This is a genomic window from Mycobacterium tilburgii (assembly GCF_902168065.1).
GTDB lineage: Bacteria > Actinomycetota > Actinomycetes > Mycobacteriales > Mycobacteriaceae > Mycobacterium > Mycobacterium tilburgii.
The window spans coordinates 1-11772 of sequence record NZ_LR655706.1 but is presented as its reverse complement, the minus strand read 5'-3'; the positions used below and the strand labels follow the sequence as shown (position 1 = coordinate 11772).

The window sequence follows — 11772 nt, the reverse complement described above, 5'->3', positions numbered from 1 at the left end:
TCCGCCCGTCCGGTCAGCTGCGCCGGTCAATGCCGGCCACTTTGCGACTGCCCGGGCCGAGTCACCCCATCGGTCCCGTACTTTTGCACCCGCTGTTGCAATTCGGCCAGCCGGATCGCCTGCGAGTCATCCCGCGTCGGCGCGCTGCCGCCCAATCGCCGCGGCACCCAGAACTCACCTTCGGGGTGCGGATACTCTTCTTGCACCTGATACAGCAGCGTATTCATGACTTGCCGCAGCGTCGTGTTGAGCTGTTCGATCGTCCCGTGCGGCGGGATCGGCCGTCCCGCGGCGACGGTGATCGGAACCTTGTTGCGGAACACCTTCTTCGGGTGATCCTTGGGCCAGATCCGGTGGGCGCCCCACACGATCACCGGGATGATCGGCACCTGGGCCTCCAGCGCCATCCGCGCCGCCCCGGTCTTGAATTCGCGCAGTTCGAAACTGCGGCTGATGGTGGCCTCGGGGTGCATGCCGATCAACTCGCCCGCGCGCAGCCGCTGCACCGCCACGGTCAGCGCGTCGTGCCCGTTGCGGCGGTCCACCGGAATGAGCCTGGCGTGCTTGATGACGTAGTCGACGGCCTTCACGTCGGCCATCTCGGCCTTGATCATGAAGTACATCCGCCGGCCCCGCTCCCGTGCGGCAAACAGCGGCGGAAGCCAGTCCAGGTAGCTGGTGTGATTCTGCGCGAGCAGCGCCCCACCGCGCTGCGGAATGTTCTCGAGTCCGCGGAACGTGAACTTCGTCCCGTTCATCGCGACAAGTGAGGGAACGACCAATTCCCCGAACCGATAAAACGGCTCTGCCATGTCTTCTCCTTTGCCCCCTAAGGCTACTGGCGCGGTGTCCGGATTGCCGCCCTGGCCGCGGCCTCGATCCGGGCGCCCCGGCCAACGTCGGCGCCCCGCCACCTAGCCGATGCGGCACCCAATATTGTCCCGCCGGGTGCGGGTATTACTGCTGCGCCGCGTACAGCAGCTTCGTCATCGATGCGCGCAGCGCCTCGCCGGTCCGTGCGACGTCGTCCTCGGCGCGCAGCGGCGGGCCCGACGAGCACGGTGATCGGGACGTTGTGGCGGCCGAGGCACCGGGAATGGTCCTTGGTCCAGATCCGCTGCGCGCCCCACACGATCACTGGGACGATCGGGACGTCCACCTCGCGCACCTTCGCCCGCGCGCAGCCGCTGCACCGCCTCGGCGTAGGCACCCGAGCCGGCCGTCCGGTCCACCGGGATGGTGCCGGTCCGCTTGATCAGCGCGTTGACCAATTTCACCTGCTGCATCTCTTTCACCTGCTGCATCTCGGCCTTGATCATGAACCGCAGCCGCCGGTTGCGGCGGCGCATGGCCAACCCGGCCGGTAGCCAGTCAACGTAGCTGGTGTGATTGATCGCCACCACCACCACACCGCCGCGTTCGGGGATGTGTTCGATGCCGCCGTAGGTGATCTTGGTTCCGGTGGCCAACACCGCCAGCCAGGACAGAAGCTCGAGGGTGCTGTAGGTCGGCTCCACCATCGGCGACTACTCCAACGCCCCCGCGGCTTGCGCGCGCCTGGCCGCCCGCGCGGCCGTTTCCTCGGCGTCCAGGCGGGCCGTCTCGGCCAGCGACGGCGCCCCGCCGCCCAGCCGATGTGGCACCCAGAACTCGCCGGCCGGATGCGGTCCGTACTGCTCTTGCGCTCGTTCCAGCAGATGCTGCATCCGCGAGTGCAGCAGGCCCCGCAGCTCCGGCACCTCCAGCGTCGGTTCGATCGGTTCGCCGACGAGCACGACGATCGGCACCTTCGGCCGGATCAGCTTCTTGGGGTGGTCCTTGGTCCAGATCCGGTGGGCGCCCCACACGATCACCGGGATGATCGGCACCTGGGCCTCCAGCGCCATGCGGGCGGCGCCGCTCTTGCATTCCTTGATCTCGAAGCTGCGGCTGATGGTCGCTTCGGGGTAGACGCCGACGAGCTCGCCGTCCTTGAGGTTGCGCACGGCCGCCTCGTAGGAGGCGGCGCCGTCCTGCCGGTCCACCGGAATGTGCCGCAGGCTGCGCATGAGCGGGCCGGTGATCTTGCCGTCGAACACTTCTTGCTTGGCCATGAACCGCACTTTGCGGCCGAGGCCCTGCTGGTAGGCCGGCAGGCCGGCGAAGGTAAAGTCGAGGTAGCCAGTGTGGTTGATCGCGATGACCGCACCGCCGGTGGCCGGCAAATGCTCGACGCCCAAAACGGTGATCTTCAGCCCCTGGACCCGCCAGATCGTGCGGGCGAGGAAGATGACAGTCTCGTATACCGGTTCCACAGGTTCTCAGCCTAGTGCTACCGCCGGTGCACCGCCGACAGTGGGAAAACCCACTGGCCACCGCGGGTGGCTGTGGCGGGCCAACGGGGTCGCCGCGCGGTAAGCTGCAGCCGGTTCCCGAAACCTTCGAAAGGCATTTGTGCAGTTCACGAGCGTAGGCCACGCCGGATTTCTGATTCGGACCCGGGCAGGCAGCATTCTGTGCGACCCCTGGGTCAACCCAGCCTACTTTGCCTCCTGGTTCCCGTTCCCGGACAATTCCGGTCTGGACTGGAACGCGTTGGGCGACTGTGACTACTTATACGTCTCGCACCTGCACAAGGATCACTTCGATGCCAAGCTGCTGCGCGACCACGTCAATAAGGACGCGCTGGTGCTGCTGCCCGAATTTCCGGTCCCCGACCTTCAAAATGCATTGCAGGAGTTAGGATTCTGGCGCTTCTTCGAGACCAGCGATTCGGTCAAGCATCGGATCGACGCACCCCAGGGTGCGCTCGACATCATGATCGTTGCGCTCCAGGCGCCCGCTGACGGACCCATCGGTGACTCCGCTCTGGTCGTGTCCGACGGCCAGACAACGGTTTTCAACATGAACGACGCTCGGCCGGTCGACCTGGACATGTTGGGAACCGAGTTCGGGCACATCGACGTGCACCTGCTGCAGTACTCCGGTGCGATCTGGTATCCGATGGTCTACGATATGCCCGCCCGGGCCAAGGAGTCGTTCGGCATCCAGAAACGGCAGCGTCAGATGGACCGCGCCCGGCAGTACATCGCGCAGGTGGACGCGACCTGGGTGGTCCCGTCTGCGGGGCCGCCGTGTTTCCTGGACCCGGAACTGCGTCACCTCAACGACGACCACGGCGATCCGGCCAACATCTTCCCCGACCAAATGGTGTTCCTCGATCAATTGCGCCGGCATGGACACGATCGCGGTTTGCTGATGATGCCCGGTTCGGTCGCGGATTTCACCGGCGACGCCCTGACTTCTTTGCGGCATCCGTTGCCCATCGAGGAGGTGGAGGCGATCTTCACCACCGGTAAGGCCGCCTACATAGCCGAGTACGCCGATCGCATGGCGCCGGTCCTGGCCGCCGAGCGGCAGAGCTGGGCGCCCGCGACCGGCGAGCCGCTGCTGGAGCCGTTGCAGGCGCTGTTCGAGCCGATCATGCGGCAAAGCCGCGAGATCTGCGACGGCATCGGCTACTCCGTCGAACTGGCGATCGGCCCGGAGACCGTCGTCCTCGACTTCCCCAAACGGACGGTGCGCGAACGGATTCCCCACGAAAAGGTCCGCTACGGGTTCGAGATCGCCCCAGAGTTGGTTCGCACGGTGTTGCGCGACCGGGAGCCGGACTGGGTCAACACCATCTTCTTGTCCACCCGGTTCCGGGCCTGGCGGGTCAGCGGGTACAACGAATACCTGTACACCTTCTTCAAGTGCCTCACCGACGAGCGGATCGCTTACGCCGACGGCTGGTTCGCCGAGTCGCACGACGATTCGGCGACGGTCACCCTGGATGGCTGGGAGATTCAACGCCGTTGCCCGCACCTCAAGGCGGACCTATTGAAATTTGGTGTGGTGGAATGCAACACACTGACGTGCAATCTGCACGGCTGGCAGTGGCGACTGGAAGATGGTCGCTGCCTGACCACCCGCGGTCACCAGCTGCGAAGCCGCCGTACATGAGCGCCACCTACGACGACGGTGTGGTGCAGCTCGACCCTACGGCGATCACGTTGCGGCGCTATCACTTTCCGGACGGCACGTCGAAGGTCATCGCGCTGGACACGATCCGCGGGTACAAGGCGCAGCCGCTCGGCTGGTTCACCGCCCGGTTCACCTTCTGGGGTGGCGCCGACCCGCGTTATTGGCTGGCGCTGGACCTGCAACGGCCGTTCAAGTCGCGATTGATCATCCTCGACGTGCCGGGGACCCGGCCCAGCCCCGCGTTCACCCCGGCCCGTCCGGACGAGTTCGTCGCCCTGTTCGACGAGCTGCTGACCCGCACCGACTAACGGTCGTCGAGCGCCGCCCGGGCGGCGTTGTACCCCGGGATGAACGTGATACCCGGACCGCCGTGGCAACCCGCGCTACCCAGGTACAGCCCCTCGATCGGGATGGGCTGGCCGAGAAAACCTTTCGGCCCGGGCCTGTTCAGGCCGATCTGGTTGGCGTTCAACAGCCGTGACAGTAGTCGCCACCGGGTGCACCGAACATCACCCCCTGTGCCGGGGTGTGAAGGTGGTGTGCCGGATGATGCTGCGCTCGAAATTCGTTGCGATCCTGGTGATCTTGTCGATCACCCGCTGGCCCATCTCCATCTTGGCCTGCCCGTAGTCCACCTCACCCTCGATCGGGAAGAACAGGGCAAACGCCGACGCGGCGTGCTTGCTCTGCGGGGCGAGGTCCGGATCGTTTTGCGAGGGGATCTGCAGAACCACCATTGGGTCGGCCGGCACGATCCCGCGCCGGGCGTCCTCCCACTGCTGCTGGACCTCCTCGGGTGTGCAGAACAGCCCGATCGACGCCTGCATCGCCGGATCGTTGAGTGCCTCGTAGGGCGCGGTGAAGATGGGGGGCCTCGTCCAGCGCGAAGTGCATCTGCAGATAACTGCCGCGGTGGTCGATGCGCGCGTAGCGCTCGCGCAGGTCGGCGGGATCGATCAGCTCGTTGAGCGTGACGTCCGGGGCGATGCCCGAGACGACGATGGGGGCCGTCAACGTCTCGCTGGTTTCGGTGCGCACCCCGGCGACCCGTCCGCCGGCGACCAGAATCTCGGTCACCTTGGTCCGCAACCGAAGTTCTCCGCCGTGCTCTGCCAGCACGTCGCACAGATGCGAGGTGAGCGGCCGATGCCGCCGCGCAGCTTTTTCATCTGCACAGTGCTGTCGTCGGGCACGCCCAGCCCGAACGCGAGTGCGGCGGCGCTGCCCGGGGTCGCGGGGCCCCGGGCAGCGTGTTGACCGCCAGCACCGTCATCGAGCCGCGCAGCGCGCCGTGCTTCTCGCGGTACGGCAGGTAGCGGTCTAGCACGTTGGTCACCGAGGCGAACAGCATGTCGTCGATCGCCGCGCACTCGAATTCATTTGTAACACAGGCATACATCTCGTCGGTGCTCTTGGGTGGCGTCGCGGCGTCGAACCGGCGCAGGACGCGGGTGGGGCCCTGTCACCTTCGTACGTGAGTGCTCGCAGCGATCCACAATCCGCTGTGGGGTGAACACGGCAGCTGGCTGGAGTACATCAAGCTGATGTCCACCAACCCCGCCGCCAGTTCGGTCAGCCAGGACTACACGATTGCGAATGTTGTTCTTCTGCCGATCTTTACGGTCGTCGACGTGTACCGCCGCGGTCTGCGTCACCCGTGGCTGTACTTCGTGTCCAGGCTGTTAACCAGTTTCGCGTTCGCCTTCTACTTCGCAACGACGGAACGGTAGCGCCGCCACGAGCAGGACCGCGCGACGGTAAACGATTAGGGCTCAAGCACTTCGGCCCCCACGAAGGGAACCAGCGCGTCGGGGACGCGCACGCTGCCGTCGGACTGCTGGTGGTTCTCTAGGATGGCGACCAGCCACCGGGTGGTGCCCAGCGTACCGTTGAGGGTGGCCGCGATCTGCGGCTTGCCGTTCTCGTCGCGGTAGCGCGTCGACAGCCGGCGCGCCTGGAACGTGGTGCAGTTCGAGGTCGACGTGAGCTCGCGATAGGTGTGCTGAGTGGGCACCCACGCCTCGCAGTCGTACTTGCGGGCCGCCGACGATCCCAGATCGCCCGCGGCGACATCGATTACGCGGTACGGCACTTCGATGCGGGCCAGCATCTCGCGCTGCCAGCCCAGCAGCCGCTGGTGTTCGGCCTCGGCGTCGGCGGGGGTACAGTAAACGAAGCTCTCGACCTTGTCGAACTGATGGACCCGAATGATGCCGCGGGTGTCCTTACCGTAGCTGCCGGCTTCCCGCCGGAAACACGATGACCAGCCCGCGTAGCGCAACGGCCCGTCGGACAGGTCGATGATCTCGTTCCAGTGATAGCCGGCCAGCGGTACTTCGGAGGTTCCAACCAGATACAGATCGTCGGCCTCGACCCGGTAGATCTCGTCGGCGTGGGCGCCCAGGAACCCCGTCCCGGCCATCACCTCCGGGCGGACCAGCACTGGCGGGATCATCGGGGTGAAGCCGTGCTCGACCGCCAGCCGCAGCGCCAGCTGCAGCAGGCCCAGCTGCAGCAGCGCGCCCTGCCCGGTCAGAAAGTAGAACCGCGAGCCCGACACCTTGGTGCCGCGTTGCATGTCGATCAGGCCCAGCGCCTCGCCCAGCTCCAGGTGATCCTTAGGGTTCTCGATCGCGGGCGGCTCGCCGACGACATCCAGCACGGCAAAGTCGTCCTCGCCGCCGGCAGGCACCCCGTTGATGACGACGTTCGAGATCGCCATGTGCGCGGCGGTGAACGCCGTCTTCGCGTTGTCCTGCGCGGCTTCGGCAGCCTTGACCTGCTCGGCGAGCTCATTCGCGCGCGCCAGCAGCGCGGGGCGCTCGTCGGGTGCCGCGGCACCGACGTTCTTGCTCGCGGACTTCTGCTCGGCGCGCAGCGCGTCGGCGGCCGAGATCGCGGACCGGCGGGCGGCGTCGGCCGCCAGCAGCGCCTCGACCAGCGCCGGGTCCTCGCCACGACTGAGTTGGGAGCGGCGGACGGCGTCGGGGTCTTCCCGGAGCAGCTTGAGGTCAATCACGGCCTGAAGATTACTTTTTGCCCGGCGCCGGGCGCGCATCGCGTCCGCGACTATTTCCCAGTACTCACATCAGTAACTTTTGTCACGACCGCCAGGGGGTGCTGTCAGAATGGAGGCGATGTCGGACGCCCTCCAAACGGAAGTTGCCGCACCAAGCCCGACCGCCGCCGAGGCGGAGGGACAGCTGGCCAGCTTCCGGTGGCCGCGCACCTTGCAGGCGGCCGCTACGCGGCGGGCGCTGCTGCTGTTCGCCCTCGGCGGGCTGTTGATCGCCGGCCTGGTGACCGCGCTGCCGGTGGGCGGCCCGGGACAGGGCCGGCTTGCCGGCTACCTAGACAGCAATCCGGTGCCCCGCACCGGCGCTAAGAGCGACGCCACCTTCAACCGCGCCAAGTCGGGTGACTGCCTGATGTGGCCGGACGTCACGCCGGAGGCGGCGACCATCGTCAAGTGCTCCGACGATCACAAGTTCGAGGTCGCCGAGTCCATCGACATGCGGACGTTCCCCGGCTCAGAGTACGGGCCCAACGCCGCGCCACCTTCGCCGGCCCGGATTCAGCAGATCGGCCAGGAACAGTGCGAGGCCGCGGTGCGCCACTATATGGGGCCCAAGTACGACCCCAACAGCAAGTTCAGTGTCAGCTTGTTGTGGGCGGGGGACCGCGCCTGGCGTCAGGCCGGTGAGCGCCGCATGCTGTGTGGGCTGCAGATGCCCGGCACCAACAACGAACAGGCCGCGTTCAAGGGCAAGGTCGCCGACGTCGACCAGTCCAAGGTATGGCCCCCCGGTACCTGCCTGGGCATCGATTCGACCGCCAACCAGCCGATCGATGTCCCAGTCGACTGCAAGGCGCCGCACGCTATGGAGGTCACCGGCACGGTCAACCTGGGTGAGAAGTTCCCGGGCGGGCTGCCGACCGAACCCGAGCAGGACGGTTATATCAAGGATACCTGCACCAAGATAACTGACGCCTACCTCGCGCCGGTCAAGTTGCGCACCACTACGCTGACGCTGATCTACCCGACCGTGTCGCTGCCGAGCTGGTCGGCGGGTAGCCGCGAAGTCGCCTGCAGCATCGGCGCGACGTTGGGCAACGGCGGCTGGGCCACCCTGGTCAACAGCGTCAAGGAGCAGCTGCTGATCAACGGCCAGGCGCCGGTGCCACCGCCCGACATCCCCGAGGAACGGCTGACGATGCCGCCGATCCTCGTCCAGGAGCCCGCCAGCCCGCCGCAGCAGTCCAACACCCCGCCCGACATGCCACCCGGCAACCAGCACCTCCCGCAACAACAACCCGTTGTCACGCCGCCCCGGGCGACCACCACTCAAGCGCCGGACGCTCAGCCGCCACAGGACGTGCCGCCGCCTGCGGACGCCGGTGCGCCCCCGCCCCCGGCCAACCCGGCGCCGGGAGGCTAGCCGGGTGGCCGTGCGGATGGATACGCAGCGGTTCGAGGAACTGGTCGCCGACGCACTGGATCTGATCCCGCCCCAACTAGCGGCGGCGATGGACAACGTCGCCGTCCTCATCGAAGACCGCCATCCCGACGAGCCCGACCTGCTCGGTCTGTACGAGGGCGTGGCCCTGACCGAACGCGACTCGGACTACGGCGGCTCGCTGCCGGACGCCATCACGATCTATCGCGAAGCGCTGCTGGACATCTGCGAGCACGAGGCCGACGTCGTCGAGGAAGTGGCGATCACCGTCATTCACGAAATCGCGCATCACTTCGGTATCGACGACGACCAGTTGGACGAGCTGGGCTGGGGCTGACTTCCGGGCCGAGAAAACGCCGTCCGGGCCGGGCGCGGCAGCGCAAATTTGTCGGCCCCCGGTGCTAGGAATGGCCTATGAGCGCTGACTGCCGCGACTGCCTGGCGGGCTTGGAACACTGCCACGGCACCATCATTCGACACACACTGAACCGCGCGGAATGCACCGAGCCGGATTGCGTCAGCCCTGAGCTGCTGCCGCACACTTTCGTCATCGACTGCGACGCCGTGGGCTGCACCTGCACGGAATCGATCGCGCTGGCCGGCTGATTAACCCATCGGGTCGCTGTTGGATCGGACGGCGTCGACGACCGGGCCGGCCTCCGGTTCTGGGTGGAACGGCGGCGTCGCAGCTCCCCAACGCACGCAGCTCCACCGCCCGTCGGTGATCGGCACCAACACCACAGATTCGGCGTTGCCCAGGTGATTGTCGAGGGCGAAGGTGGCGTCCACCCCGGCTAGCACCGCCGAGACCAACCGGATCGCCGCGCCGTGGCTGACCACGACGATGTCGTCGCGCCAGTCGTGGTCGTCGAGGTAGCGCAGCCGCAGATCGGTGAGCACCGGGACATAGCGGTTCAGCACGTCGTTCCCGGTTTCGCCGCCGGGCAACGGCACATCGAGCTCGCCGTGCTGCCAGCGCTCGTAGATGGCGTTGAACTCCGCGACCGCCTCGTCGTCGTTGCGGTTTTCCAGCCTGCCGACCTGGACCTCGTGGATGCCGGCGAATTCCCGCGGCGGCACCGCGGCCTGTTCGCCGATCACCGCAGCCGTCTGCGACGCGCGGATGGCCACCGAATGTGCAAGCAGTCCAGGCCTTTTCGATTCACGCGCGAATGCTCGTGCCTGTTCGCGACCGGTCGGCGTCAGGTCCGCCCCAGGCGGACGGGTGTCCAGCCGGCGCTCGACGTTGCCGAAGGACTGGCCATGCCGGAGCAGCACCAAACGGCCGCTCATCGGCCCGGTCCCCCGACCGCGGCGTCGTCGTCCGGTCTGCCCTCCCGCAGCCGGGCCAGCCACCGCGCGGCCTCGTCGGGCGGTGGCGGCCCTATCCCGGCAGCCGAGCCCGTTGGCCAGGAACCCAGATACCGTACCTCGACACAGCGACGGCGCAGCGCCTTGAGCGCCTCCGCGACGGCGTCATCGTCGATGTGCCCGGCGCAGTCGACGAAGAACAGATAGGTGCCGAGTTCGGTTCGGGTGGGCCGGGATTCGATGCGGGTGAGGTCGATGTCGCGGATGCCGAATTCGCCCAGTGAGGCGAGCAGCGCGCCCGGCGCGTTCTCGATCCGCAACACCACCGAAGTGCGGTCGGCTCCGGTGCGCACCGGCGGCCGCCCCGGCAGGCCCACCAGGACGAAGCGGGTGCGGGCATTGGTCTCGTCGACGACGCCTTCGGCCAATGCGGCCAGCTTCCAGTGCGCGGCGGCCAGCGGCGAGGTCACCGCCGCGTCGGCCCCCCCCTCGGCGACCCGGCGCGCCGCGTCGGCGTTCGAGTACGCGGGCCGGAGTTCGACGTCGGGAAAATTGGCGGCCAGCCAGTGCCGCACCTGGGCCGCCGCCACGGGAAAGGCCGTCACGGTACGCACGTCGCGGGCGCCGCGGCCGGGCTGGACGACGACGCTGAAGGCCACGTCTAACGTCGTCTCGGCGAAGATCTGTAGGAGCGACCCGATCGCGAGGCTGTCCAGGGTAGGCGTCACCGATCCGTCGATCGAGTTCTCGATCGGCACGCACGCGTAGTCGGCCTCGCCGTTGCTGACCGCCTCCAACGCTCCCGGCGTGCTGTCGACCGGCAACCGCTGGACCGGCCCCAGGTGTTGGTTGGGAATCAGGCCCGCGTCGGTCATCTGCAGGAGCGCCGCCTCCGTGAAGGTCCCTTCGGGTCCGAGGTAAGTGATGGCGACCACGAGCACAACCCTAGTGGGGTCGATGTAAATTGGACCTTGCTTCGTCTCACGTAGTAAGTTGACTTAGGCTTATCTAAGCACTTGAGGAGAACGATGTCTTCGCTGACCAGCGCCGCGCCGACGACCGCCGAACGCATCCGCAGCGCATGCGCTCGGGCCGGCGGTGCTCTGCTGGCCATCGAGCGGGAGAACCCGGTGCCCACCCTGGTGCACCACCTGCTCCAGGACGGAACGTTCGCGGTCGGGCTGCCCACCGACAGCGTGGCCAGCGGGCGGTTCGGCGGATCGCAGGCGCTGCTCGAACTCACTGACTACGCGCCGCTGCCGCTGCGCGAGCCGGTGCGCTCGCTGGTGTGGGTTCGCGGCCGGTTGCAGCCGGTGCCGCCGGCCCAGATCACTGACACGCTCGATATCATCGCCAGCGAGTGCCCGCAGTCGGCCCTGCTGCAGATCGATACCCCGAAATGTGCGCCGGCCGGTCCGGGCGACGAGCGATACACCCTGCTGCGGCTCGCGATCGCCTCGGTCGTCGTCACCGACGCCGTCGGCGCCGAGCCCGTCAGCATCGACGACCTGCTCGCGGCGCGGCCCGATCCGTTCTGCGAGATCGAATCCGCCCTGCTGTTGCACCTGGACAACGCGCACAGCGACGTGGTCGGCCGCCTGGTGTCCCGCTTGCCGGCGCCGCTGCGGCGCGGGCAGGTTCGGCCTCTGGGACTGGACCGCTACGGTGTGCGCTTCCGTGTCGAAGGCCACGACGGCGACCACGACATCCGGCTGCCTTTCCACAAACCGGTGGACGACATGGCCGGGCTGAGCCAGGCCATTCGGGTGCTGATGGGCTGCCCGTTCATCAACGGGTTGCGCGCCCGCCAGTAGTAGCGGCGCCCCCAGACGCGCATTGCGTGCCTGCGCACCAGGCACACCCGCGTATGTTGGCCAGGTGAACGGCGATCGACCAACCGATCGTGGCCGGCGCCCGGGCTCGACCCCATCGCCGGGGCGACTCCCCGAACCGCCGCCGGTGCTTCCGCGCCGCCCCCGCCCACCAACTGGCTCCGAGC

At 67.4% G+C, this 11772-nt stretch carries 11 protein-coding genes and 3 pseudogenes; 7 read left to right on the top strand and 7 right to left on the bottom strand.

What is annotated here, in order from left to right:
- Positions 1-26 precede the first annotated feature (26 nt).
- The 3 genes and pseudogenes from FQ389_RS08930 to FQ389_RS08920 all read right to left on the bottom strand — a co-directional run bounded on the left by FQ389_RS08930 (position 27) and on the right by FQ389_RS08920 (position 2294).
- Positions 27-812 carry a lysophospholipid acyltransferase family protein gene (locus FQ389_RS08930; protein WP_144206913.1) on the bottom strand — a complete coding sequence of 262 codons (786 nt, stop codon included), beginning with the start codon at positions 810-812 and terminating at the stop codon, positions 27-29.
- Between the two features lie 23 nt (positions 813-835).
- Positions 836-1520: pseudogene (locus FQ389_RS08925) on the bottom strand (lysophospholipid acyltransferase family protein).
- Between the two features lie 6 nt (positions 1521-1526).
- Positions 1527-2294: a lysophospholipid acyltransferase family protein gene (locus FQ389_RS08920; RefSeq protein WP_144206911.1), complete on the bottom strand. Its 768-nt coding sequence runs from the start codon at positions 2292-2294 to the stop codon at positions 1527-1529.
- Between the two features lie 139 nt (positions 2295-2433).
- Between FQ389_RS08920 and FQ389_RS08915 the strand changes: the two genes are divergently transcribed.
- Positions 2434-3984, top strand: a complete 1551-nt coding sequence (locus FQ389_RS08915; RefSeq protein WP_144206909.1) for an MBL fold metallo-hydrolase — start codon at positions 2434-2436, stop codon at positions 3982-3984.
- On the top strand, positions 3981-4313 hold the full coding sequence (locus tag FQ389_RS08910; protein ID WP_144206907.1) for a hypothetical protein: 333 nt from the start codon (positions 3981-3983) through the stop codon (positions 4311-4313). Before FQ389_RS08915 ends, FQ389_RS08910 begins: the two co-directional genes overlap by 4 nt.
- On the opposite strand, the pseudogene FQ389_RS08905 reads toward FQ389_RS08910, so the two are convergent.
- Positions 4310-5467 (bottom strand): annotated as a pseudogene (locus FQ389_RS08905) (phytoene desaturase family protein); the annotation flags it as partial. The gene FQ389_RS08910 and the pseudogene FQ389_RS08905 sit on opposite strands and share 4 nt — an antisense overlap.
- A gap of 34 nt (positions 5468-5501) precedes the next feature.
- Here FQ389_RS08905 and FQ389_RS08900 point away from each other — a divergent pair.
- Positions 5502-5735: pseudogene (locus FQ389_RS08900) on the top strand (DUF2834 domain-containing protein); the annotation flags it as partial.
- A 35-nt stretch (positions 5736-5770) separates the two neighbouring features.
- On the opposite strand, the gene serS reads toward FQ389_RS08900, so the two are convergent.
- The gene (gene serS / locus FQ389_RS08895) at positions 5771-7024 is read right to left on the bottom strand and encodes a serine--tRNA ligase (protein ID WP_144206904.1); all 1254 of its coding nucleotides are present in this window, start codon (positions 7022-7024) and stop codon (positions 5771-5773) included.
- Between the two features lie 109 nt (positions 7025-7133).
- Between serS and FQ389_RS08890 the strand changes: the two genes are divergently transcribed.
- From FQ389_RS08890 to FQ389_RS08880, 3 genes are all read left to right on the top strand, one after another.
- The gene (locus FQ389_RS08890) at positions 7134-8444 is read left to right on the top strand and encodes a septum formation family protein (protein WP_144206902.1); all 1311 of its coding nucleotides are present in this window, start codon (positions 7134-7136) and stop codon (positions 8442-8444) included.
- A 4-nt stretch (positions 8445-8448) separates the two neighbouring features.
- Positions 8449-8799 (top strand): metallopeptidase family protein, encoded by a 351-nt coding sequence (locus tag FQ389_RS08885; protein ID WP_144206900.1) that lies wholly within the window; start codon positions 8449-8451, stop codon positions 8797-8799.
- Positions 8800-8876: 77 nt separating this feature from the next.
- Positions 8877-9068 carry a hypothetical protein gene (locus FQ389_RS08880; protein WP_144206898.1) on the top strand — a complete coding sequence of 64 codons (192 nt, stop codon included), beginning with the start codon at positions 8877-8879 and terminating at the stop codon, positions 9066-9068.
- Here the strand turns inward: FQ389_RS08880 and FQ389_RS08875 are convergent, their stop codons facing one another.
- Positions 9069-9755 carry a histidine phosphatase family protein gene (locus tag FQ389_RS08875; protein ID WP_144206895.1) on the bottom strand — a complete coding sequence of 229 codons (687 nt, stop codon included), beginning with the start codon at positions 9753-9755 and terminating at the stop codon, positions 9069-9071. It abuts the gene before it with no gap.
- Entirely contained in the window at positions 9752-10708 is a 957-nt protein-coding gene (gene pheA, locus FQ389_RS08870; RefSeq protein ID WP_144206893.1) for a prephenate dehydratase, read from the bottom strand. The genes FQ389_RS08875 and pheA overlap by 4 nt, the downstream gene beginning before the upstream one ends.
- A gap of 93 nt (positions 10709-10801) precedes the next feature.
- Here pheA and FQ389_RS08865 point away from each other — a divergent pair, with 93 nt between their 5' ends.
- Entirely contained in the window at positions 10802-11587 is a 786-nt protein-coding gene (locus tag FQ389_RS08865) for a DUF2470 domain-containing protein (RefSeq protein WP_144206891.1), read from the top strand.
- Positions 11588-11772: the final 185 nt, after the last annotated feature.

What these genes read in the sequence shown, in the direction of transcription:
- FQ389_RS08930 (WP_144206913.1), bottom strand. Translation starts at nt 812, where the DNA reads ATGGCAGAGCCGTTTTATCGGTTCGGGGAATTGGTCGTTCCCTCACTT.
- FQ389_RS08910 (WP_144206907.1), top strand. Translation starts at nt 3,981, where the DNA reads ATGAGCGCCACCTACGACGACGGTGTGGTGCAGCTCGACCCTACGGCG.
- FQ389_RS08890 (WP_144206902.1), top strand. Translation starts at nt 7,134, where the DNA reads ATGGAGGCGATGTCGGACGCCCTCCAAACGGAAGTTGCCGCACCAAGC.
- FQ389_RS08880 (WP_144206898.1), top strand. Translation starts at nt 8,877, where the DNA reads ATGAGCGCTGACTGCCGCGACTGCCTGGCGGGCTTGGAACACTGCCAC.
- FQ389_RS08875 (WP_144206895.1), bottom strand. Translation starts at nt 9,755, where the DNA reads ATGAGCGGCCGTTTGGTGCTGCTCCGGCATGGCCAGTCCTTCGGCAAC.
- FQ389_RS08865 (WP_144206891.1), top strand. Translation starts at nt 10,802, where the DNA reads ATGTCTTCGCTGACCAGCGCCGCGCCGACGACCGCCGAACGCATCCGC.